Raw genomic sequence first — 21,639 nt, 5'->3', positions numbered from 1 at the left:
GCATCGCGACCAAGGTCGGCTCCTACCCGGTGGGCGTTAGGAGCCGGCCTTGGCCGCGATGGCCGCGACGCCGATTGCATGGCAGGTTCATTCGCGGGGGCTGTATCGCGACCAAGGTCGGCTCCTACCACGGTCGGCGGTAGGAGCCGGCCTTGGCCGCGATGGCCACGACGCTGATTGCGCGGCAGGTTCATTCGCGGTGTATGCATTGCGACCAAGGCGGATGGCCGCCCCGTGGCTCCTACCGGCTCGACTTCAACCCACTGCGCTGCCCATGCCGCTCCAACGCCAATTCAATCAACCGGCTCACCAGCTCGGTATACGTCATACCCGCCGCCAGCCACAGCTGCGGGTACATGCTGATGCGGGTGAAGCCGGGCAGGGTGTTGAGCTCGTTGATGATCACCTCGCCGCTGTCGGTCAGGAACACGTCCACCCGCGCCAGGCCGCTGCAGCCCAGCACCTGGAACGCTTCCACCGCCAGCCCGCGGATGCGCTCGCTGGCCGCTGCGGGGATGTCCGCCGGCACCAGCACCTGGGCGGCATCGCCGTCGATGTATTTGCTGTCGTAGGAATAGAAGCCGCCCTTGACCACGATCTCGCCGCAGCCGCTGGCCAGCGGCTCGTCGTTGCCCAGCACGGCGCATTCGATTTCGCGGCCCTTGACCGCGGCTTCCACCAGCACTTTCTCATCGAAGGCCAGCGCCAGTTCCACGGCCTGCCAGTAGCCGGCCTCGTCCTCGACCTTGCTCACGCCCACCGACGAGCCCAGGTTCGCCGGCTTGACGAACAGCGGCAGGCCGAGCTCGGCCTGCACTTGGGCGAAATCGCGGCGGCGGGCGGTGGCGCGGTTGAGGCTAATGAAGGGGGTGATGGCCAGGCCCGCGTCGCGCAGCAGGCGCTTGCTGACGTCCTTGTCCATGCACACCGCCGAGCCCAGCACGTCCGAGCCCACGAAGGGCAGGTCGGCCATGCGCAGCAGGCCCTGCAGGCAGCCGTCCTCGCCCTGGGTGCCGTGCACCACCGGGAAAATCACGTCGATGTGCGCCAAGGCCGAGGCGCCGGTTTCCACCAGTTGGTGCTGGGCCTTGCCAGGCACCAGGGCCAGTTCGCGGTTGGAGCGGTTGAGGGCGATCAGCGCCGGGTCTTCCTGGTTCAGCAGGTAATTGGAGGCATCGTTGAGGTGCCACTGGCCGTCCTTGTCAATGCCGATCAGCACTGGCTCGAAGCGCTCGCGGTCCAGCGCCTCGACGATGTTGCGCGCCGACTGCAGCGACACCTCATGCTCGGCCGAACGGCCCCCGAAAATTACCCCTACGCGCAGCTTGGCCATGATGGTTCCCTTGATGAATGCGAGGCCCTGGCAGGCACTGTTACAATAGCTGCAAGAATGCATTGTCAAAGCCGATTTGTCCTCAACGCCGGACAGGCATAATCTGACGCACTGAATTGTCATCTTCAACACAGGATTTCCGATGTCCCAGTTCCCTATCGCTCGTCCACGGCGCCTGCGGCGTTCCGAGAACCTCCGTTCGCTGTTCCAGGAAACCGAGTTCAGCCTGGACGACCTGGTGCTGCCGATTTTCGTCGAGGAAGAGATCGATGACTTCGTGCCCATCACCAGCATGCCGGGCGTGATGCGCATTCCCGAATCGAAGCTTGCCGGCGAGATCGAGCGCTACGCCCGCGCCGGCATCAAGTCGGTGATGACCTTCGGCGTGTCGCACAAGCTGGATGCCGACGGCAGCGACACCTGGCAGGAAAACGGCCTGGTGTCGCGCATGGCGCGCATCTGCAAGGACGCCGTGCCGGAAATGATCGTGATGGCCGACACCTGTTTCTGCGAGTACACCTCCCACGGCCACTGCGGCGTGCTGTGCGACCACGGCGTGGACAACGACGCCACCTTGCGCAACCTGGGCAAGCAGGCCGTTGCCGCCGCCCGCGCCGGTGCCGACTTCATCTCGCCGTCGGCGGCCATGGACGGGCAAGTGCAGGCTATCCGCAGCGCCCTGGACGAGGCGGGCTTCATCGACACCTCGATCATGGCCTATTCCACCAAGTTCGCCTCGGCCCTGTACGGCCCGTTCCGCGAAGCCGGCGGCTCGGCGCTCAAGGGTGACCGCAAGGCCTACCAGATGAACCCGATGAACCGCCGCGAAGCCGTGCGCGAGTCGCTGATGGACGAGCAGGAAGGCGCTGACGCCATCATGGTCAAGCCGGCCGGTGCGTACCTGGACATCATCCGCGACATCCGCGAAGCCTCGCGCCTGCCGCTGACCGCCTACCAGGTGAGTGGCGAATACGCCATGATCAAGTTCGGTGCCCAGGCCGGTGCCATCGACGAAGCCCGCGTGGTGCGTGAAAGCCTGGGCGCCATCAAGCGCGCCGGTGCCGACCTGATCTTCACCTACTTCGCCATGGACATCGCCCGCGACGGCATCTGATCCGTTGAGGTCCCTGTGGGAGCTGGCTTGCCAGCGAGCTTTTCAGCCCTTGAAAGCTCGCTGGCAAGCCAGCTCCCACGCTTTTGCGTTCCGGGCGAATAGCCTTTTCATCCTGCGGAATAATCATTCCGCATCTGTGTGTGACAATTGCAGCTTCACCATCCAAGAGGCATTCGATGGACACTCTGCAAAACATGCGCACCTTCGTCTGCGTCGCCGAGGCTGGCAGTTTCAGCCATGCCGCCAAACAACTGAACGTGGCCGTGGCCACCGTCTCGCGCAGCGTCGCCGCGCTGGAGACGCACCTGCGCGCCCGGCTGCTGAACCGCAGCACCCGCCACGTCGCCCTCACTGAAGTGGGCCAGCGCTACCTGGCCCGCTGCGAACAGATCATCGCCCACGTCGACGAAGCCGAAGTCGAAGCCGGTGACACCCAGCTGCGCCCCAGCGGCCGCCTGCGCGTGCATTCGATGATGGGCGTGGGCCGCCACTACGTGGTGCCGGCCATCGCCGACTACCGCCAGCAATACCCCGACGTCAGCTTCGAGCTGACCATGGCCAACCGCATGCCGGACCTGATCGAGGAGGGCATCGACGTCGCCATCGTGCTGGCCCCGCAACTGCCCGACTCGGGCTACGTCAGCCAGCGCATCGGCCAGTCCTACAGCGTGCTGTGCGCCTCACCCGACTACATCGCCCGCCATGGCGCGCCGGCCACGCCCCAGGCGTTGCAGCGCCACGAGTGCCTGCGGCTGGTGAACCCCAGCAGTGCCAGCAACCAGTGGGAGTTTCATGGGGACGAGGACGTACAGCGCATCACCCTGGGGCCGTCGGCGTTCCAGGTGAACATGGGCGATGCCATGATCGAGGCGATCGAGTCGGGGATGGGGATAGGCTCGCTGCCGGTGTTCTCGGCCCAGAAGGGCATCGACAATGGCAGCCTGGTGCGGGTGTTGCCGCAGTATCGGTTGCAGTGCCTGAACGTCTATGCGGTGTACACCAACCGGCGCTACCTGGATGCCAAGATCAAAGTGCTGATCAGCCATCTGCGGGCGGTATTGCCGGGTGGGCAGGCGTCGTTGCAGTAGGCGTCAGTCTTGGGCGCGGGTGTGCTGCGAAGCCACCAGCGCCCGGCGACGGGCCTGACCGCGGCGGTACTCGCGGCGATGATCGACGGCAATGCCGCACGAAATCAACAGCAGCAGTGCGTAGGCGACGAGACGAAGCATGGGCGTTCCTTACAGGTTCTTTCAATCCGGCGCTACTCTACCAACGGCTAGGGTGCGACGCTAGGTCGCAGGTCGTAAGTCTGTTTTCCAAATCAGGTAACAATCGCCCTCCGTTCCCGTAGCAGCTGCCGCAGGCTGCGTCCAAGCCCTGACGCCGAACAAAGGACAACCCATACCGCCCAGCTCCCAATCACCGCCCCAGCCATAGGCGCCCACCCCCGCGCCCGCTACCATCAACGCCATCCCTACACGGCTGGAGCCCTGCATGTCGTTGCCTGAAACACCCCTGGCCACCCGTTCCCCGGTGCGTGCCACCGCCGCGCTGGTTTTCGTGGTACTGCTCACCGGCGTTGGCGCCGGCCTGGGCGGCATGCTGCTGGCGTTGCTGCTGCACGGTATCCAGCACCTGGCCTACGGCTACAGCCAGGACCACCTGGTGGGCCATGAAAGCTTCCTGTTCGGCGTAACCGCCGCTGCGCCCGAGCGCCGTGTGGCTGCCCTGGCGCTGTGCGGCCTGGTCGCGGGGCTGGGCTGGTACCTGCTGTACCGCTTTGGCAAACCCCTGGTCAGCATCAAAAAAGCCGTCAGCACTGCCGAGGCGCGCATGCCCGGCAAGGCCACCCTGGTGCACGTGCTGCTGCAGATCATCACCGTGGCCCTGGGCTCGCCCCTGGGCCGCGAAGTGGCGCCCCGCGAACTGGGCTCGCTGATCGCCGACCGCCTTTCGCGCTGGAGCGGCCTGGACAGTGACACCCGCCGGCTGATGATCGCCTGCGGCGCCGGCGCGGGCCTGGCGGCGGTGTACAACGTGCCGCTGGGCGGTGCGATGTTCGTGCTGGAAGTGTTGTTGGCAAAGTTTGCCTGGCGGGAGGCAATCATTGCCTTGACCACCTCGGCCATCGGCGCATCAGTGGCCTGGCTGGGGCTGGGTGCGGAGGCGCAGTACACGGTGCCTGCGTTCGTCGTCAGCCCTGGCTTGATCACCTGGGCCGTACTGTGCGGGCCGTTGTTCGGCCTGGCGGCCTACGGTTTCACGCGCTTGACCGGCGCCGCCCGCGGGCGCGCCGCGCGGGGCTGGCAATTGCCGCTGCTGTCGCTGATCAACTTCACCCTCATCGGCTGCCTGGCCATCTACCTGCCGCAGGTGCTGGGCAACGGCAAGGGCCCGGCGCAGCTGGGCTTCGACGATCAACTCACGATTGGCCTGGCGGCGATCTTGCTGCTGGCCAAACTAGTGGTCACCAGCAGCAGCCTGCGTGCCGGTGCCGAAGGCGGCTTGCTGACCCCGGCGCTGGCCTGCGGGGCCTTGCTGGCCGTGATACTGGGCGGCGCCTGGAACCTGCTGTGGCCCGGCGTGCCGCTGGGTGCGTTCGCCATTGTCGGTGCGGCGGCGTTCCTGTCGTCCTCCATGAGCATGCCGCTCACAGCCATTGTGCTGGTGGTGGAATTCACCCGAATCGAGCACGACTTCCTGGTGCCGATCATCCTGGCGGTGGTGGGCTCGGTGTGCGTCAGCCGCTTGTGTGCGCGGCTGGCGGCGCGCTGATCAGCCCTTGTCGCAGCTGTCGCCCAGGCGGGTGTAGTTCAGCTCGTGCTGCACGCCCTTGCTGTCGATGTAGGTCATGTGGCCTTGCACCGGGCCACACTGGTTGCCAGGCGCGGTGTTCATGCGCACCACCTTGGCAATGTCCAGGTCCTGGGAGTAGTCATAGCCAGCGCTGGCCTGGGTTTGCACGGCGGCCTGCACCGGCGCCGCTTCAGCGGCGTGGGTGAAGGAGCTGAACGCGGCCAGTACGGACAGCGCGAGTGCGATCAGGTATTTCATATCAAGGCCCTCCATTCGGGTATGGCGCTATTCTACGAAGGCGCCATGCCGGGGTTGAAATGGAGGGTGTCGATATCGGGCATCAGTGAAAGTGATGTCGACGCCTACGTACTGGGCACCACATGAATCGTGCCCACCATCTGCGGGTGCACCGTGCAGAAATACTGGAACGTACCCGCCGTGGTAAAGGTCCAGGAAAAGGTGTCATCGGTATCCAGCGCCCCCGACCTGAACAGATGCCCACTCTCCGCCACCGTATGCGGGATGGGGTCGTGGTTGACCCAGGTCACCGTGGTGCCGGTGGCTATCTGCAGCGGCTGTGGGTCGAACATGAAGCCCTTGATGTCGATGCGCACCTCGGCGGCCTGGGCGCTGCCGGCCAGCAGCAGCGCCAACAACAGCCAGGGTTTCATGACGTCACCAGGGTGGCGTCGAGCAACGCCAGCGGGTGGTCGCCCTGGGTGGCGCGCACCTCGGTCAGGCCCAGGTAGTTGCGCAACTGGTCGGCGGCCACGGTCATGGGCCCGGGGTTGGGCGCCGCGCCCGGCGCCGGTTGCGGGTAGGCGGTGCCGCGCGCGGTGTGGAAGGTGATGTTGCCTTCCACCTTCTGGATCACCTGGTGGATGTGGCCGTTGAGCACCGTCACCGAACCGTAGTCGCGCAGCAGGGCGATGGCCTGGGCGCCGTCCTCGGTGCCCCAGCCCCAGGGCTGGTAGATGGTCCACAGCGGGATGTGCGTGTACACCACCACCGGCGTGCTCTTGCTTACCGCGCGCAGGTCGTCGGCCAGCCAGGCCAGCTGGTCGCTGCCCAGGGTGGCCTCGTGGCCGGCCTGGAAGTTGAACACGTTCACCAGCGCGATGAAGTGCACGCCGTGGTCGTCGAAGCTGTACCAGCCGTTGCCCTGGGTGCCTTTGCCGTAGCGCTGCAGGTACAACTTGCCGCCGCCTTCGTCCAGGGTGTCATGCTCGCCGGGCACGTAGTGCACCGTGGCGGGCAGGGCCTTGAAAGCCTGGTCGGCCAGATCGAACTCGTCCGGCCGCGACAGGTGGGTAATGTCGCCGGTGTGCAGAATCAACGCCGGGCGCACGGGCAGGGCGATGACCTTGTCGATGGCGATTTGCAGGGTTTTCAGCGGCTCGGGGTTGGCCTCCTTGTTGAAGCCGATGTGCGAGTCGCTCAGCTGCACGAACTGAAAGCCCGTGGCCAGCGCCTTGGGGTCAGAAGGCTGGCCGCTGCTGTCGAGGGCAAAGGCACGGGGGATGCCGCCGCTCAGCGCCCACACCACGCCCGCGCCGGCCCAGGCCGAGCATTTGAGCAACTCGCGGCGCGAGGGGGCGTAGGCGGCTAAGCTGTCGGTGCGGGGGTGCCGGGTAGGGTGTCGGGTGGTCATGGCAAGGCTCCGTCGCAGGCTGCAGCCGGGGTGGCTGACAGTCATCTAAACGGGGCAGGGGTGGGCTTTATTCCGCACATTTTTTTTATTTTTGCGGGAATAAAACCGTGCCCTTGGCGGTTACTTCACACAGGTCAGGTCAAAAGCCGCCATGAAGCGCTTCGAAGCCTTGTTCGCCCCGCACCTGCCAGCGGCCTACAACCTGGCACGCTGGCTGACCGCCAGCGACGCAGCCGCCCACGACGTGGTGCAGGAAAGCGCCTACCGCGCCTTCAAGTACCTGGACAGCTTCGACGGCGCAAACCCGCGCGCCTGGTTCCTGAGCATCGTGCGCAACGAGAGCATGAGCTGGCTGCGCCTGGCCGCGCACACGCCGTGGGTGGCCATGGACGACGACATCAGTGACGAGGCGGCGCTGAACCCCGAGGGCATGGCCATGCAGGCCGAACACGCCCATTTGCTGCAACAAGCCCTGCAGGCGCTGGCGCCTGGGTACCGGGAGGTCATCGTGTTGAAAGACCTGGAAGGCCTGCCGTACAAGGACATCGCCCAGGTGACGGGCGTGCCCATCGGCACCGTGATGTCGCGGCTGGCCCGCGCGCGGGCAGCGTTGCGCGTGCACTTGCAGGGGCTGCAGCCATGATCGACCACAGGGCGTGCCAGGCGTTGTTGACGGCCTATGTGGACCAGGAACTGGCGCCCCAGGAGCGTGACAGCGTGCAGGCGCACCTGGCGCAGTGCCCTGACTGTGCGCGGCAAATGGCCGAGCTGACACGCTGGGTGGCCAGCGTGCAAACCACTGCGCCACGCTTCGCCGTGCCGGGCGACCTGAAGGTATTGCTGCGCGACATGGACGCGCCAGTTGCCGCCAAACCCTGGCGGCAGTGGTTCGCGCCGCTGGCCTCGGCGGCCATGCTGGCCCTGGCACTGGTGCTGTACATCCACACGCCCAGCACCGCGCCCGACCTTGTCGACGAAGCCGTCTCCAGCCACGTGCGGTCGCTGATGGGCCAGCACCTCAACGACGTGGTGTCCTCCGACCGCCACACCGTCAAGCCCTGGTTCACCGGCAAGCTGGACTTCGCGCCGCCGGTCACCGACTTCGCCGCGCAAGGCTTCCCGCTGCTGGGCGGCCGGCTGGACTACCTGCAGCACCAGACGGCGGCCGCGCTCACCTATGGTCACGGGCAGCACACCATCAACCTGTTCGTGATGCCCAGCGCGCAGCCCGACAACGCGCGCCAGGCCCTCAGCAGCCGTGGCTTCAACCTGGTGACCTGGCGGCAAAACCACATGCAATTCATCGCCGTCTCCGACGTTGAACCCGCCGAACTGCAGCACCTGGCGCAACTGCTCTCCCCGTAGCAGCTGCCGCAGGCGGCGTCCGGGCCCAACGCGTAGTTAACTGATACACCGCTGACGCAGCCTTCGGCAGCTGCTACGTGTTCTCGTCGGCTATCCGGCGCTACCGGCGAAGCGCATTTCGCGTGTAGGCAGGGAGTGACCGGCGGCAACGCCGGCAGCCGTTTCCGGGTCTATCGTTAACCCTGACACCCCCAAAACCAGGAGTTGCACGATGGACCTCAACCGTCGTCAGTTCTTCAAGGTCGCCGGCATCGGCCTGGCCGGCGCCAGCATCGGCGCGCTGGGCATGGCGCCGGCGCCGGCGTTTGCCGAGCAGGTTCGGCATTTCAAACTGGCCCACACCAAAGAGACCCGCAACACCTGCCCGTACTGCTCGGTGGGCTGCGGGTTGATCATGTACAGCCAGGGCGACGCGGCGAAGAACGTTGCGCAGAACATCATTCACATCGAAGGCGACGCCGACCACCCGGTGAACCGCGGCACGCTGTGCCCCAAGGGCGCCGGCCTGCTGGACTTCATTCATAGCCCCGACCGCCTGCAATACCCGCAGGTGCGCAAGCCCGGCAGCAACGAGTGGACGCGGGTGAGCTGGGACGAGGCGCTGGACCGCGTGGCGGCGCTGATGAAGGCCGACCGCGACGCCAATTTCGTCGAGAAGAATGACAAGGGCCAGACGGTGAACCGCTGGGTTACCACGGGTTTCCTCGCAGCGTCGGCTGCGTCTAACGAAGCAGGCTACCTCACCCATAAGGTGGTGCGCAGCCTGGGCATGCTGGGGTTCGATAACCAGGCGCGTGTCTGACACGGCCCGACGGTGGCAAGTCTTGCCCCGACGTACGGCCGCGGTGCCATGACCAACACATGGACCGACATAGGCAACGCCAACCTGATTCTGGTGATGGGCGGCAACGCGGCCGAGGCGCACCCGTGCGGTTTCAAATGGGTGACCGAAGCCAAGGCGCACAACCAGGCGCGGCTGATCGTGGTGGACCCACGCTTTACCCGCACGGCTTCGGTGGCCGACTACTACGCGCCGATTCGCACCGGCAGCGACATCGCCTTCATGGGCGGGCTGATCAATTTCCTGCTCACCGAGGACAAGATCCAGCACGAATACGTGCGCAATTACACCGACGTGTCGTTTATCGTCAAGGCCGGCTTCGGCTTCGAAGATGGGCTGTTCACCGGCTACGACGCGGCCAAGCGCACCTACACCGACAAGTCCACCTGGGGCTACGAGCTGGGCGACGATGGCTTCGCCAAGGTCGACCCGACGCTGCAGGACCCGCGCTGCGTGTACCAGCTGATGAAGCAGCACTACAGCCGCTACACCCTGGAACTGGCCAGCCAGACCTGCGGCATGCCCATGGACGCCATGCGCAAGGTCTGGGACGAGATTGCCACCTGCGCGGTGCCCGGCAAGACCATGACCATCCTCTACGCCCTGGGCTGGACCCAGCACTCCATCGGCTCGCAGATCATCCGCAGCGCGGCCATGGTGCAGCTGCTGCTGGGCAACGTCGGCATGCCCGGCGGCGGCGTCAACGCTTTGCGCGGGCACTCCAATATCCAGGGGCTGACCGACCTGGGGCTGCTGTCCAACTCCCTGCCGGGCTACCTCACCCTGGGGCTGGACGCCGAGCAGGATTACGACGCCTTCATCACCAAGCGCACCCAGAAGCCACTGCGGCCGGGGCAGTTGTCCTACTGGCAGAACTACAGCAAGTTCCACGTCAGCCTGATGAAGTCGTGGTACGGCGCCAACGCCACGGCCGACAACCACTGGGGCTACGACTGGCTGCCGAAGCTGGACATTCCCAACTACGACATCCTGAAAATGTTCGACCTGATGGGCCAGGGCAAGGTAAACGGCTACATCTGCCAAGGCTTCAACCCCATTGCCGCGTTGCCCGACAAGAACCGGGTGATGAAGGCCCTGGCCAAGCTGAAATGGCTGGTGGTGATGGACCCACTGGCCACCGAGACCTCGCAGTTCTGGGAGAAGGTGGGGCCGTTCAACGACGTCGACACCGGCGCCATCCAGACCGAGGTCATCCGCCTGCCCACCACCTGTTTCGCCGAGGAGGACGGCTCGCTGGTCAACAGCAGCCGCTGGCTGCAATGGCACTGGAAAGGCGCCGACGGGCCGGGCGAGGTGCGCACCGACGTGTCGATCATGAGCGCGCTGTACATGCGCCTGAAGGCCATGTACCAGGCTCACGGCGGCGCGTATGCCGAGCCGCTGCTGAAGCTGTCGTGGCCGTACAAGGTCCCCGACGAGCCGTCGCCCGAAGAGCTGGCCAAGGAGCTCAATGGCGCGGCGGTGGTGGACTTCACCGACGCCACCGGCGCGGCCGTCAAGGGCGGCAGCCAGCTGGCCGGTTTCGCCCAGCTCAAGGACGACGGCAGCACCGCCTCGGGCTGCTGGATTTTCTGCGGCAGCTGGACCGAGCAGGGCAACCAGATGGCCCGGCGCGACAACAGCGACCCCTACGGCATGAAGCAGCACCTGGGCTGGGCCTGGGCGTGGCCTATGAACCGGCGCATCCTTTACAACCGCGCCTCGGCCGACCCTGCGGGCAAGCCCTGGGATGAGAAAAAACGCTTGATCTGGTGGAACGGCAAGAGCTGGGGCGGCACTGACGTGCCCGACTACAAGGCCGACGTGCCGCCGGAAGCGGGCATGAACCCGTTCATCATGAACCCCGAGGGCGTGGCGCGTTTCTTCGCCGTGGACAAGATGAACGAGGGGCCATTCCCCGAGCATTACGAGCCGTTCGAGACGCCCATCGGCATCAACCCGCTGCACCCGGGCAACAAACAGGTGGTCAGCAACCCGGCGGCGCGCATCTTCGACTCGGTGTGGGACTCGCTGGGCCAGGCCAAGGACTTCCCGTACGCGGCCACCAGCTACCGGCTCACCGAGCACTTCCACTTCTGGAGCAAGCACTGCCGCCTCAACGCCATTGCCCAGCCCGAGCAGTTCGTGGAGATCGGCGAGGTGCTGGCGGGCGAGAAGGGCATTGCGGCCGGCGACCGCGTGCGCGTCAGTTGCAAGCGCGGCTTCATCGAGGCGGTGGCGGTGGTGACCAAGCGCATCCGGCCGCTGCAGGTGAACGGCCAGGTGGTGCACCACATCGGCATCCCGCTGCACTGGGGCTTCACCGGGGTGACGCGCCACGGCTTCCTCACCAACACCCTGGTGCCGTTCCTGGGCGATGGCAATTCGCAGACCCCGGAATCCAAGTCGTTCCTGGTCAACGTGGAGAAAATCTAGATGGCCATTCAAGACATTCTCGCGCAGTCGGCCACCACCACGCCGCCTTCGTCGGTGCGCCAGCTGGAGGAGGTGGCCAAGCTCATCGACACCACCAAGTGCATCGGCTGCAAGGCCTGCCAGGTGGCGTGCTCGGAGTGGAACGAGCTGCGCGACGAGGTGGGGCACAACCACGGCACCTACGACAACCCCATGGACCTCACGGCGGAAAGCTGGACGGTGATGCGCTTCACCGAACACGAAAACACCGCCAGCGGCAACCTCGAGTGGCTGATCCGCAAGGACGGCTGCATGCACTGCGCCGACCCCGGTTGCCTGAAGGCCTGCCCCAGCCCCGGGGCCATCATCAAGCACGCCAACGGCATCGTCGATTTCAACCAGGACCACTGCATCGGCTGCGGCTATTGCATCACCGGTTGCCCGTTCAACATCCCGCGCATCTCGCAAAAGGACCACAAGGCCTACAAGTGCACGCTGTGTTCGGACCGGGTGGCGGTGGGCCTTGAGCCGGCCTGCGTGAAAACCTGCCCCACGGGCGCCATCGTCTTCGGCACCAAGGCCGACATGAAGGAGCATGCCGCCGAGCGTATCGTCGACCTGAAAAGCCGCGGCTTTGACCAGGCCGGCCTGTATGACCCGGACGGCGTCGGCGGCACCCACGTGATGTACGTGCTGCACCATGCCGACCAGCCCGCGCTGTACGCAGGCCTGCCCAACCAGCCCACCATCAGCCCGCTGGTGGGGCTGTGGAAGGGCGTGACCAAGCCCTTGGCGCTGCTGGCCATGGGGGCTGCGGTGCTGGCCGGGTTCTTCCACTACGTGCGCGTGGGCCCGCAACTCACCGAAGAGGATGAAGAACCGCATGCCGACCCGGCCGTGCACCAGGTCGACCCGGCGGTGCACACCTACGACCCCCGCGGGGAGGACCGGCCATGATGCCCAAGCAGATCCTGCGCTACACCGCCAACCAGCGCACCAACCATTGGCTGGTGGCGATCCTGTTCTTCATGGCCGGGCTGTCGGGCCTGGCGCTGTTCCACCCGGCGCTGTTCTGGCTCAGCAACCTGTTCGGCGGCGGGCCGTGGACGCGCATCCTGCACCCGTTCATGGGCGTGGCCATGTTCGTGCTGTTCATGGGCCTGGTGATTCGCTTCTGGCGCGCCAACTTTTTCATCCACAACGACAAGCTGTGGCTCAAGCGCATCGACCGGGTGATGCTCAACGAAGAGGAGGGCGTGCCGCCCATCGGCAAGTACAACCCGGGGCAAAAGCTGCTGTTCTGGACCTTGCTGGCCTGCATGCTGGTGCTACTGTTGAGTGGCGTGGTGATCTGGCGGGTGTACTTCAGCCAGTGGTTCGGCATCACCACCATCCGCCTGGCGGTGCTGGCCCATGCCGCGGCCGCCTTCGTGCTGGTGACCAGCATCATCGTGCATATCTACGCCGGTATCTGGATCAAGGGTTCGGTGGACGCCATGCTGCATGGCTGGGTCAGCCGGGCGTGGGCGCGCAAGCACCACGCGTTGTGGTACCGCGAGGTGACCGGCGACAAGGTCACCGATCATCCCCCCAGGAGCAAACCTTGAGCAGGATTCTCGAACCGCAACACATAGCCGCCTCCAGCAGCACGCCGCCGTTGTTCAGCCTGCCGCCGGCGGGGCTGTTCAGCCACCGCGCCGCGCGCTTGCACAGCCTGGCGGCCGGGCACGCGCTGGGCGAGTACCTGAACCTGGCGGGCGACCTGTGCCAGGTGCAGCAGAGCCTGCTCGACCACCCACCGGCAGCACCGACGCCTGCGCCCGAGCGCCTGCAGATGTGCCACCAGCACGGCCTGCCGCCGCTGGTGTTCGACAGCCTGGTGCGCGAAGGGGCCTGGCAGCCGTGGCTGGACGCCTTGCTGCTGCGTTATTCGCCGCCGGCGCAACCCGCGGTGCAGCAGGCGTTGCTGCAATTGGAAGGGGCCAGCACTGACCAGCGCAAGGTCTGGGCCCTGGGCCTGCTGAGCGGGCAATACAGCGCGGTGCCTGCTGCCGTGGCGCCGTTCCTGGGCGCGGCCCTGCAGGCTGCGTGGACCCACTGGCTGCTGGACATGCCGGGCATGGCGCTCACGCCCGGCCCGCACCTGAACCAGTGCCCGGCCTGCGGCTCGCCGGCCATGGCCGGGGTCATCCGCCACCGCGGCGCGTACAACGGCCTGCGCTATCTGGTGTGCTCGCTGTGCGCCTGCGAATGGCACGCGGTGCGGGTCAAGTGCATCTACTGCGAGAAAAGCCAGGGCCTGCAATACACCAGCCTTGCCACCGACCGCCACGCCCCGGGCACGGCACCGCTGCGCGCCGAAACCTGCCCCCATTGCGGCAGCTACCTCAAGCTGCTGTACCTGGAGCACGACGCCGACGCCGAAGCGTTGTCGGCGGACCTTGCCAGCCTGCCGCTGGACCTGCGCCTGGACGAAGAAGGCTACCAGCGCCAGGCGCCAAACCTGCTGCTGTCCCCCGGCGCGTCCTGACGCGGCATTTCCCGTAGCAGCAACTGTCTTGAAATGGCGTCGTCTGCATCGCGACTAAAGTCGGCTCCTACACTATTCGTGGTAGGAGCCGGCCTTGGCCGCGATGCAGGCGACGCGGTCCACGGGGTATCCACGTTCGCGTAGCAGCTGCCGAAGGCTGCGTCTGGCCCCCCGGTGTTTAAAGGAATACGCGGCGCTTTCGGACGCGGCCTGCGGCCGCTGCTACGGCACCTGGGTCCAGGCGCAGATTTGCGTGGGGCCCAGCAATTGCGCGTGGGCCTGCACGCAGGCCGTGCGCAAGCGGTGCTCCAGGCTCGCCACATCGGCCTCTGCTTCGCACGTCACCCCCAGGCGCACCAAGTGCGGCAACACGCCATGAATGGCCTCCGCTGCCCAACGATAAAAGGGTGACTGCGCTCCACCGCCCACCGGCCTTTCGCAGAGCAGCCCCGGTTGCGGCAACCCGGCTTGGGCAAAACACTCGATCATTCGCCCCGCCACCTCGCAATTTGGCGCCCCCGCGCGCAAGGCCGTGACGAACCACCGGCCCAGCTGGTCCCACAGTGCAACGCCGGGGTGGGATTCAACGATCGGTTCCATGATCAGCAGTTCATGCAAGCCCATCACGCCCCCCGGCCATAGAAACCCCGCCGCCTTGCGCAGGAACGCCACGGGGTTCGCCTGGTGCACCATCACGTAACGGCCAATCACTGCATCAAAAGGCTGGCGGCTGGTGAATGTGTCGATTTCGTCGACGACAAAGCTCGCCTGCGTCAACCCCGCCAGCCTGGCACGGTGGCGGGCCAGTGCCACGGCCTCGGCGCTGCGATCAATGCCCATGACCGCGCCCCCACGCCCCACCCATTCGCTGACCAGCAGGGTCACGTCGCCCGCGCCGCAGCCCAGGTCCAGGACGCGCATGCCGGGCTCGATGCCCATCTGCTGGATCAGGCGTGTGGTTAAGGGTTCCAGCACCTGGGCCTGAAACATCAGGCGCTCCAGCTCCTGGGGCGAATGGCCAAATACATAGTCCACCATGATGATGCCTCCTCCGATGTTTCAGGGCTGGGGCGCCAGGCGCGCGCGTTGCCGTTGCACCAGATGCTTCATGTGCACCAGGTTCGCTGGCGACAGACGCAACGCGGCGTCCACCCACTGGGCGGTGATGGTCAGCAATTCCTCATGGCTGATGGGCATGGCCACCTCTCGCGCCGCATGCATCGCCGCAAGGCCGTTGTGGCGTGCCTGGGTTTCGTCGACGAAGGCGTGTAGCGCGGCCACGCCCGTGCCGGTGGGCACCACCCGGTCGACAACCCCCATGGCCAGGCACGCCTTGGCCGAGTAGGTAGCGCCGCCACCTATCATTGCCTCGGTGGCACGCATACCGATGCGTCGGCACAGTAGGCTGTAGCCGCCCATGCCGGGGAACAGGTTGAACAGGATTTCCGCAAAGCCGAAGGTGGCGTGCTCCTCGGCTATCAGCACATCATTGGCCAGCGCCGCTTCCAGCCCACCGCCCAGCGCCGGGCCTTGCACCAGTGCCAGGGTAATCAGCGGCGAAGCCTGATAGTGCATTATCCGCCGGTGCAGGATATCCACGCACTGCGTCGCGTAGGCCAGCAAAACGCCGTGGTCGCGCCGTTCGATGCAGTCGACGAAATGTGCCAGGTCGCCACCCAGGCTGAAGTAGCCTGGTGTTCGCGAGGCCCAGGCATAGTAATTCACGGGCTGAAAGGCACTGGTACGAAGCGGGCCTTCGGCGGTGTCCAGCGATTGCTCGTGCGCCTGCACATCGTCCAGCAGCTGGGGCGTGAAACTGGGCACCGCCAGCGGGGCAAAATACCCCCACAGCAAACGTCGTGCTCCGTCGTAGTGGGTAAGATATTGCATGGCGCGCCCTCGGTGTGGGGTTCGCCATACCGTAGAGAAACGGCGCCGGGCGCGATACTGGTAGGTTTGACAGGAGGCCACAGGCCAGCATTGACCTGGCGGCCGCTGCCAGGGGACGTAGGTTGCAGGTTCTGACAGGTTACGAGATACCCGCCCCTTGCTACGGTACGCCTTCCACCCACTGGAGGCAGCCGCGATGAACCGTCCAACCCACCCAGCACGCGCTGGCAGCTTGAAGCCTGAGTTCGGTGGCGGCCACGTCAACCTGGACCATACGGGCAGCAATGCATTGGTGCGTGCCTTGATACCCAGCAACGAAGGCGGCCTGTTCGCGTTGTCGCAACGCCCGTCCCTGGCGGGGGACTATGTAACGAAATTCACCTCGACAGGCGAGCTGGATGCAGCCTTCGTACGCGGTCGTGGCTTCTTCCATGACGCGCTGGGCAACGGCAACCATTTGCACCTGCTCGCCGACGAGCGAATCCTGGTGACCGGCGCATTGGGCAACGAGTTGATCGTTACTTGCTACAACGCCGATGGCACCCACCATACGCCTTACGGAGTCGGTGGGCGGGTGCGTCTGCGGGTGTCGGAACTGGTGGTTCATGAGCACAAGCGTGCACGGTTGGTTGAACCGACGGTTTCTGACCCACAGGCAAATGGCACGTCTGGCCTGCCTGGCAGGGCTGGCTCACTCACCCAAAGCCTGGTCGCCGGTGACAAGCTCTACCTGATATTCCCGGTCAGGTGGGACGGGGATGGAGCGACGATGTCAGTCGTGGTCCGCCTTGATGGCAGGGGCGGCGTGGACAGGGCGTTCAACCAGACCGGGTACTGTGTGGTGACCATGGCCGGTACAGGCGTGGCGGATAATGCTCCCATCGACGCAGTGGTACAGCCGTCCGCACACCCCGATCACCAGGCGATCGTCCTCCTGGTAGCAGAGCTGGTTGGCCTGTCACAGGAAAGAAAGTACCTGCTATGCGTAACCGCCCAGGGGCTGGACTACGGGTTCGGCCAATCGGCTCTTTTGCCGGGCTATGTGCTGGTGCCACAAAGCTCGGGGTTCACGGCCGCTGCGTTATTAGGCGGTGAGGGCGGACTTCGGGTCATTGGCGGCACAGGGTATACGGACAACTTCGCTGGCATCGTGTTCGGCTTTACCGCGCGGGGGGCAGTGGCTCCGGATTTCAACCACGGTGAGCCGTTGCTCACGCCCGGTGAAAATGGCTGGGTCCAAGGCGCCTTCCATGGCGAAGGTGAAGCCGAGCGAATGGTGCTCATGACGTATCTGTTCCAGAATGGATCGAAAGTGGCCCTGGTACGGCTCCTGGCCGATGGGCAACCAGACACGGATTTTGGTGATGGCGGCACTGTCGCTATTGCCTATGTCGTCTCCGGCTGGGCCAGTGCCCCACAGATGCGCGTCACGAGCGCGCCCGCCAGGGATGTGCTTCTGGGATTCCAGGCGGATGTCTACTGGTTGCTGGGCAGTTAAAACCCAGCCCTGTAGCAGCGGCCACCAGGCCGCGTCCGGTAACCGCGCCGGTCCCCGGACGCGGCCTGGTGGCCGCTGCTACAGGGTTACGCGTGCAGGTACCTGGCGCGCAGGGCTTGCACTTTTTCCTCAGCGGCGGGAACGATTCGCGGGGTGTCTGCGGTGGTCTGCGCCACGCTGAAGCTGACATGCAGTTTCAGGTCCAGCCCGATCAATGCAGTGATTTGGCCGGTGCTGAGGCCAGTGGGATCGATTTTGAATTCGACCTGGCCAGTGGGGGTGTACGCATCAAACCAATCTTCTTGAACCTCCTCCAGAAAGTAGCAGAAGGCGTCCCTGTTGGGCGTCAGTACGTCATCGAGGTTGAAGGTGCCGTTCAGAGGTTGGTCGGCGGCGCCGCGGATATACAGCCATACCGCATGACTTTCCCCAATGTGCCCGCGCTTGTAGTAAGCCCGTAACACCCAGTCGGTGCCGTTATGGGAGAAACTGACTTCGTCGGCTTGGTAGCCATTGCCACCCTCGAACTCCCAGCGTACGTCGTCGACGGCCTGTGCGTTGCGCAGTTGTGTAGACATGGTATTGCTCCTGATTGATGAGGGTTCATTATCCGGGGCGCCCCCGAGCACCGCCCCTTGCAGAACCAACAGGCAGGAAAGCTGTCACCGGCTACGCTGTGGGGGTATTTACACCGGAGCCCCCTGATGCCACCGCGCCTGCCCTCGGTCGACAGCCTGTTGCGCCATGCTGCCTGCCTGCCTTTGCTCGACCGCTATGGCCGCCCGGCCACCCTAGAAACATTGCGCGGGCTGCTCGATGACCTGCGCCAAGGCGAGCCTTCGCAAGCCGCCGAACTGTCAGCCGAGGTGCTGCTGGGCCGCGTCAGCGAGCGGCTGCACGTGCAGCACCAGAGCCGCGTGCGCCGGGTGTTCAACCTCACCGGCACGGTGCTGCACACCAACCTGGGGCGGGCGCTGTTGCCCGAGGTGGCGGTCGAGGCGGTGCTGGCCGCGGCCCGCTACCCGTTGAACCTGGAATTCGACCTGGCCACCGGCAAGCGCGGCGACCGCGACGACCTGATCGAGGGCCTGATTCGCGAACTGACCGGCGCCGAGGCGGTGACGGTGGTCAACAACAACGCCGCCGCCGTGCTGCTGGCCCTCAACAGCCTGGGCGCACGCAAGGAAGGCATCATTTCGCGCGGCGAGCTGATCGAGATCGGCGGCGCCTTTCGCATCCCCGACATCATGGCCCGCGCCGGGGTGAAGCTGCACGAGGTGGGCACCACCAACCGCACCCACGCCCGCGACTACGAGGCCGCCATCAACCCGCGCAGCGGCCTGGTGATGCGCGTGCACAGCAGCAACTACAGCATCCAGGGCTTTACCGCCCAGGTGCCCACCGCCGAGCTGGCGCAGCTGGCCCACCAGCACGGCCTGCCGCTGCTGGAGGACTTGGGGAGCGGCAGCCTGCTGGACCTGACGCGCTGGGGCCTGCCCGCCGAGCCCACGGTGCGCCAGGCCCTGGCCGACGGCGCCGACATTGTCACCTTCAGCGGCGACAAGCTGCTGGGCGGGCCACAGGCGGGGCTGATCGTGGGCCACAAGAACCTGATCGCGAAGATCAAGAAAAACCCGCTCAAACGCGCCCTGCGGGTCGACAAGCTGACCCTGGCGGCGCTGGAAGCGGTGCTGGGCCTGTACCGCGACCCCGACCGCCTGGCCGAGCGCCTGCCCAGTTTGCACCTGCTGACCCGCCCGCCAGAGCAGCTGCTGGCCCAGGCCGGGCGCCTGCTATCTGCCGTGGCGCAAGCGGTGGGGCAGGGCTGGACCGTGTCCGTCGAACCGGCGCTGGGCATGATCGGCAGCGGCAGCCAGCCGGTGGCGCGCTTGCCCGGCGCGGCGCTGTGCCTGCGCCCGCAGGTGTCCAAGCGCCTGCGCGGGCGCCAGTTGCTTGGCCTGGAGGCGCGCCTGCGCGGCCTGCCGATTCCGGTGCTGGGGCGCCTGGACGACGACGCCTTGTGGCTGGACGTGCGCCAGTTGGACGATGAACCGGCGTTCCTGGCGCAGTTGCCCGGGTGGGCCGCACCGTGATCATTGGCACCGCCGGCCACATCGACCACGGCAAGACCGCGCTGCTGGCGGCGCTCACCGGGCAGGCCGGCGACCGCCGCCGCGAGGAGCGCGAGCGCGGCATCACCATCGACCTGGGCTACCAGTACGCGGCGCTGGAACGTGACGCCCCGCTGACCGGCTTCATCGACGTGCCCGGCCACGAGCGCTTCGTCCACAACATGCTCGCCGGCGCCCAGGGCATCGACCTGGTGCTGCTGGTGGTGGCCGCCGACGACGGCATCATGCCGCAGACCCTGGAACACCTGGCCATCGTCCAACTGCTGGGCATTCCCCAGGCGCTGGTGGCCATCACCAAGTGCGACCGGGTGCCGCCGGAGCGCGTGCGCGAAGTGCAGGCCCAGGTAGATCGGCTGTTGGCCGACGGGCCCTACGCGGCGGCGCGGCGCATTCCTGTGTCCAGCGTCACCGGCGCCGGCATCGATACGCTGCTCAAGACCCTGGTGATGATGCAGCGCGAAATGCGCCAGGCCCGCGACAGCGGCGGCTTTCGCCTGGCCATCGACCGCGCGTTCACGGTGCAGGGCGCCGGCATCGTGGTGACCGGCACGGCCATCGCCGGCCAGGTGCAAGTGGGCGACGCGCTGCTGCTGGGGGCCGAAGGCCGCCCGGTGAAAGTGCGCGGCCTGCACGCCCAGAACCAGGCCGCCAGCCAGGCCCTGGCCGGGCAACGGGTGGCACTGAACCTTGCCGGCGAGCGCCTGGCCCTGGCGCACATCCACCGCGGCGACTGGCTGGTGCCCGAATGGTTGTTCGCGCCCAGCCAGCGCATCGACATCGAGCTGCAGCTGCTGGCCAGCGAAGCCAGGGCCTTCGAGCATTTCAGCCCGGTGCACGTGCACCTGGGCACCCAGGACGTCACCGCGCGGGTGGCACTGCTGGAGGGCAGCAGCCTGGCCCCCGGCGCCAGCATGCTCGCGCAACTGCTGGTGAACGCGCCCATGCAGGCGGTGCGCGGCGACCGCCTGGTGCTGCGCGACCAGAGCGCCCAGCGCACCCTGGGCGGCGGCCGCGTGCTGGACCCGTTCGCGCCGTCACGCCAGCGCCGCAGCCCGGCAAGGCTGGCGCAGTTGCAGGTTTTGGCCAGCGCCACCAGCCTTGAAGGCGCCTTGCCGATGCTGCTGGCCCACAACGGCAGCGGCCTCGACCCGCAGCGCCTGGAGCGCCAGTTCAACCGCCTGCGCGAAACCTGGCGGCCGCCGCCCGGTGTGCGGGTGGTGGCTACGCGGCAGGGGCCGTTGCTGTTCAACGAACAGCGCTGGCAGTCGCTGAAGGTGGCGCTGCTGGCACACCTTGAACGCTTTCATGAGCTGGAAGCCGACCAGATGGGCCCCGACCGCGACCGGCTGCGGCGCTTCGCCGCCTTGCCGGTGGAGCGCCCGGCGTACATCAGCCTGCTGGAGGAATTGCTGGGTGAAGGGGCGCTGCTGGCCAGCGGGCCGTGGCTGCACCTGCCCGGCCACCAGCCGCAATTGAACGCTGGGGACGATGCCTTGTGGCAGCACCTGCGGCCGTTGCTGGAGGCGGGCGGCCTGGACCCGCCCTGGGTGCGCGAGCTGGCCAGCGCCAGCGGTCACGACGACGCCAGCGTGCGCCTGCTGCTGCGCAAGCTGGCGAGGCTTGGGCAGGTGCACCAGGTGGTCAAGGATCTGTTTTACCCCGACGCTACGTTGCGGCAAATGGCGGCTATGCTGAGGCAACTGCACGGGCTGGGGCCGGATATCCAGGTCACCGCGTTTCGTGACCGGGTGGGCCTGGGCCGCAAGCGCAGCATCCAGGTGCTGGAATTCTTCGACCGCATCGGCCTGACCCGCAGGCTGGGCGAACACCGCCGCCTGCGCCTGGAAAACCCCTTGGCGCAGGACGGCTGAACGCTTTACAGGAAGGCAATCGCGCCCGGTGGCGCGGCCGGGCTTCAAACCCGGTTGGGGACGGCAGCCGTTCCCGGGCAGGTTCGACTCCGGCTGCCTTCCGCCATTTTCGTGTGGGCCCTGGGACGCAGCCTTCGGCAGCTGCTACGGGGGGATTTGGGTGGGGCTTGGACGCGGCCTTTGGCCGCTGCTACGGGGCTTCT

The 21,639-nt window shown here is 66.4% G+C and carries 20 protein-coding genes and 1 tRNA gene; 13 read left to right on the top strand and 8 right to left on the bottom strand.

What is annotated here, in order from left to right; genetic code table 11:
* Positions 1-241 precede the first annotated feature (241 nt).
* Positions 242-1,333 (bottom strand): D-alanine--D-alanine ligase, encoded by a 1,092-nt coding sequence (gene ddlA, locus RAM80_RS01365; RefSeq protein ID WP_416424439.1) that lies wholly within the window; start codon positions 1,331-1,333, stop codon positions 242-244.
* 142 nt (positions 1,334-1,475) lie between these two features.
* Between ddlA and hemB the strand changes: the two genes are divergently transcribed.
* Positions 1,476-2,447, top strand: coding sequence for a porphobilinogen synthase (hemB, locus tag RAM80_RS01360; RefSeq protein ID WP_416424438.1), 972 nt, complete (start codon positions 1,476-1,478; stop codon positions 2,445-2,447).
* Between the two features lie 176 nt (positions 2,448-2,623).
* Positions 2,624-3,535 carry a LysR family transcriptional regulator gene (locus RAM80_RS01355; RefSeq protein ID WP_416424437.1) on the top strand — a complete coding sequence of 304 codons (912 nt, stop codon included), beginning with the start codon at positions 2,624-2,626 and terminating at the stop codon, positions 3,533-3,535.
* Between the two features lie 3 nt (positions 3,536-3,538).
* On the opposite strand, the gene RAM80_RS01350 is transcribed toward RAM80_RS01355, so the two are convergent.
* Positions 3,539-3,676, bottom strand: a complete 138-nt coding sequence (locus RAM80_RS01350; protein WP_416424436.1) for a hypothetical protein — start codon at positions 3,674-3,676, stop codon at positions 3,539-3,541.
* Between the two features lie 265 nt (positions 3,677-3,941).
* Here RAM80_RS01350 and RAM80_RS01345 point away from each other — a divergent pair, with 265 nt between their 5' ends.
* Complete coding sequence (locus RAM80_RS01345) at positions 3,942-5,222, top strand: chloride channel protein (protein ID WP_416424435.1); 1,281 nt, start codon at positions 3,942-3,944, stop codon at positions 5,220-5,222.
* Here the strand turns inward: RAM80_RS01345 and RAM80_RS01340 are convergent, their stop codons facing one another.
* The 3 genes from RAM80_RS01340 to RAM80_RS01330 all read right to left on the bottom strand — a co-directional run bounded on the left by RAM80_RS01340 (position 5,223) and on the right by RAM80_RS01330 (position 6,894).
* On the bottom strand, positions 5,223-5,501 hold the full coding sequence (locus RAM80_RS01340) for a DUF2790 domain-containing protein (RefSeq protein ID WP_416424434.1): 279 nt from the start codon (positions 5,499-5,501) through the stop codon (positions 5,223-5,225). It lies immediately after the preceding gene.
* A gap of 104 nt (positions 5,502-5,605) precedes the next feature.
* Positions 5,606-5,914 carry a plastocyanin/azurin family copper-binding protein gene (locus tag RAM80_RS01335; RefSeq protein ID WP_416424433.1) on the bottom strand — a complete coding sequence of 103 codons (309 nt, stop codon included), beginning with the start codon at positions 5,912-5,914 and terminating at the stop codon, positions 5,606-5,608.
* Entirely contained in the window at positions 5,911-6,894 is a 984-nt protein-coding gene (locus RAM80_RS01330) for a metallophosphoesterase family protein (protein WP_416424432.1), read from the bottom strand. Before RAM80_RS01330 ends, RAM80_RS01335 begins: the two co-directional genes overlap by 4 nt.
* 151 nt (positions 6,895-7,045) lie before the next feature.
* Here RAM80_RS01330 and RAM80_RS01325 point away from each other — a divergent pair, with 151 nt between their 5' ends.
* The 6 genes from RAM80_RS01325 (at position 7,046) to fdhE (ending at position 14,045) form a co-directional block, all read left to right on the top strand.
* Positions 7,046-7,537: a sigma-70 family RNA polymerase sigma factor gene (locus RAM80_RS01325; RefSeq protein WP_416424431.1), complete on the top strand. Its 492-nt coding sequence runs from the start codon at positions 7,046-7,048 to the stop codon at positions 7,535-7,537.
* Complete coding sequence (locus tag RAM80_RS01320; RefSeq protein WP_416424430.1) at positions 7,534-8,259, top strand: anti-sigma factor family protein; 726 nt, start codon at positions 7,534-7,536, stop codon at positions 8,257-8,259. Before RAM80_RS01325 ends, RAM80_RS01320 begins: the two co-directional genes overlap by 4 nt.
* 211 nt (positions 8,260-8,470) lie before the next feature.
* Positions 8,471-11,536 carry a formate dehydrogenase-N subunit alpha gene (gene fdnG / locus RAM80_RS01315; protein ID WP_416424429.1) on the top strand — a complete coding sequence of 1,022 codons (3,066 nt, stop codon included), beginning with the start codon at positions 8,471-8,473 and terminating at the stop codon, positions 11,534-11,536.
* Complete coding sequence (gene fdxH, locus RAM80_RS01310) at positions 11,537-12,472, top strand: formate dehydrogenase subunit beta (protein ID WP_416424428.1); 936 nt, start codon at positions 11,537-11,539, stop codon at positions 12,470-12,472. It abuts the gene before it with no gap.
* Positions 12,469-13,122, top strand: coding sequence for a formate dehydrogenase subunit gamma (locus RAM80_RS01305; RefSeq protein WP_416424427.1), 654 nt, complete (start codon positions 12,469-12,471; stop codon positions 13,120-13,122). The genes fdxH and RAM80_RS01305 overlap by 4 nt, the downstream gene beginning before the upstream one ends.
* Positions 13,119-14,045, top strand: a complete 927-nt coding sequence (gene fdhE, locus RAM80_RS01300; RefSeq protein ID WP_416424426.1) for a formate dehydrogenase accessory protein FdhE — start codon at positions 13,119-13,121, stop codon at positions 14,043-14,045. The genes RAM80_RS01305 and fdhE overlap by 4 nt, the downstream gene beginning before the upstream one ends.
* 222 nt (positions 14,046-14,267) lie before the next feature.
* Here the strand turns inward: fdhE and RAM80_RS01295 are convergent, their stop codons facing one another.
* Both RAM80_RS01295 and RAM80_RS01290 read right to left on the bottom strand, forming a co-directional pair.
* Positions 14,268-15,083: a class I SAM-dependent methyltransferase gene (locus RAM80_RS01295; protein WP_416424425.1), complete on the bottom strand. Its 816-nt coding sequence runs from the start codon at positions 15,081-15,083 to the stop codon at positions 14,268-14,270.
* 21 nt (positions 15,084-15,104) lie between these two features.
* Complete coding sequence (locus tag RAM80_RS01290; RefSeq protein ID WP_416424424.1) at positions 15,105-15,935, bottom strand: crotonase/enoyl-CoA hydratase family protein; 831 nt, start codon at positions 15,933-15,935, stop codon at positions 15,105-15,107.
* Between the two features lie 196 nt (positions 15,936-16,131).
* On the opposite strand from RAM80_RS01290, the gene RAM80_RS01285 reads away from it, so the two are divergent.
* Entirely contained in the window at positions 16,132-17,433 is a 1,302-nt protein-coding gene (locus tag RAM80_RS01285) for a hypothetical protein (RefSeq protein ID WP_416424423.1), read from the top strand.
* A gap of 86 nt (positions 17,434-17,519) precedes the next feature.
* Here RAM80_RS01285 and RAM80_RS01280 read toward each other — a convergent pair whose 3' ends face one another.
* Positions 17,520-18,011, bottom strand: a complete 492-nt coding sequence (locus tag RAM80_RS01280; RefSeq protein ID WP_416424422.1) for a hypothetical protein — start codon at positions 18,009-18,011, stop codon at positions 17,520-17,522.
* Between the two features lie 123 nt (positions 18,012-18,134).
* Between RAM80_RS01280 and selA the strand changes: the two genes are divergently transcribed.
* The 3 genes from selA to RAM80_RS01265 all read left to right on the top strand — a co-directional run bounded on the left by selA (position 18,135) and on the right by RAM80_RS01265 (position 21,542).
* Positions 18,135-19,526 (top strand): L-seryl-tRNA(Sec) selenium transferase, encoded by a 1,392-nt coding sequence (gene selA / locus RAM80_RS01275; RefSeq protein ID WP_416427394.1) that lies wholly within the window; start codon positions 18,135-18,137, stop codon positions 19,524-19,526.
* Positions 19,523-21,436, top strand: coding sequence for a selenocysteine-specific translation elongation factor (gene selB, locus RAM80_RS01270; protein ID WP_416424421.1), 1,914 nt, complete (start codon positions 19,523-19,525; stop codon positions 21,434-21,436). Before selA ends, selB begins: the two co-directional genes overlap by 4 nt.
* A gap of 10 nt (positions 21,437-21,446) precedes the next feature.
* Positions 21,447-21,542 (top strand) — tRNA-Sec (locus RAM80_RS01265).
* Positions 21,543-21,639: the final 97 nt, after the last annotated feature.

The organism is Pseudomonas sp. App30, from assembly GCF_047947025.1.
In the GTDB taxonomy this organism is placed as follows: domain Bacteria; phylum Pseudomonadota; class Gammaproteobacteria; order Pseudomonadales; family Pseudomonadaceae; genus Aquipseudomonas.
The sequence above is the reverse complement of the archived record's forward strand: the minus strand, read 5'-3'. Positions and strand labels throughout refer to the sequence as shown.

Excerpts from the sequence above, each read along its gene's own strand:
- RAM80_RS01295 (WP_416424425.1), bottom strand. The coding sequence starts at position 15,083 with ATGGTGGACTATGTATTTGGCCATTCGCCCCAGGAGCTGGAGCGCCTG.
- RAM80_RS01335 (WP_416424433.1), bottom strand. The coding sequence starts at position 5,914 with ATGAAACCCTGGCTGTTGTTGGCGCTGCTGCTGGCCGGCAGCGCCCAG.
- RAM80_RS01280 (WP_416424422.1), bottom strand. The coding sequence starts at position 18,011 with ATGTCTACACAACTGCGCAACGCACAGGCCGTCGACGACGTACGCTGG.
- RAM80_RS01320 (WP_416424430.1), top strand. The coding sequence starts at position 7,534 with ATGATCGACCACAGGGCGTGCCAGGCGTTGTTGACGGCCTATGTGGAC.
- RAM80_RS01290 (WP_416424424.1), bottom strand. The coding sequence starts at position 15,935 with ATGCAATATCTTACCCACTACGACGGAGCACGACGTTTGCTGTGGGGG.
- ddlA (WP_416424439.1), bottom strand. The coding sequence starts at position 1,333 with ATGGCCAAGCTGCGCGTAGGGGTAATTTTCGGGGGCCGTTCGGCCGAG.
- RAM80_RS01350 (WP_416424436.1), bottom strand. The coding sequence starts at position 3,676 with ATGCTTCGTCTCGTCGCCTACGCACTGCTGCTGTTGATTTCGTGCGGC.
- RAM80_RS01345 (WP_416424435.1), top strand. The coding sequence starts at position 3,942 with ATGTCGTTGCCTGAAACACCCCTGGCCACCCGTTCCCCGGTGCGTGCC.
- RAM80_RS01325 (WP_416424431.1), top strand. The coding sequence starts at position 7,046 with ATGAAGCGCTTCGAAGCCTTGTTCGCCCCGCACCTGCCAGCGGCCTAC.
- RAM80_RS01340 (WP_416424434.1), bottom strand. The coding sequence starts at position 5,501 with ATGAAATACCTGATCGCACTCGCGCTGTCCGTACTGGCCGCGTTCAGC.
- RAM80_RS01330 (WP_416424432.1), bottom strand. The coding sequence starts at position 6,894 with ATGACCACCCGACACCCTACCCGGCACCCCCGCACCGACAGCTTAGCC.
- hemB (WP_416424438.1), top strand. The coding sequence starts at position 1,476 with ATGTCCCAGTTCCCTATCGCTCGTCCACGGCGCCTGCGGCGTTCCGAG.
- RAM80_RS01355 (WP_416424437.1), top strand. The coding sequence starts at position 2,624 with ATGGACACTCTGCAAAACATGCGCACCTTCGTCTGCGTCGCCGAGGCT.
- RAM80_RS01305 (WP_416424427.1), top strand. The coding sequence starts at position 12,469 with ATGATGCCCAAGCAGATCCTGCGCTACACCGCCAACCAGCGCACCAAC.
- RAM80_RS01285 (WP_416424423.1), top strand. The coding sequence starts at position 16,132 with ATGAACCGTCCAACCCACCCAGCACGCGCTGGCAGCTTGAAGCCTGAG.
- fdxH (WP_416424428.1), top strand. The coding sequence starts at position 11,537 with ATGGCCATTCAAGACATTCTCGCGCAGTCGGCCACCACCACGCCGCCT.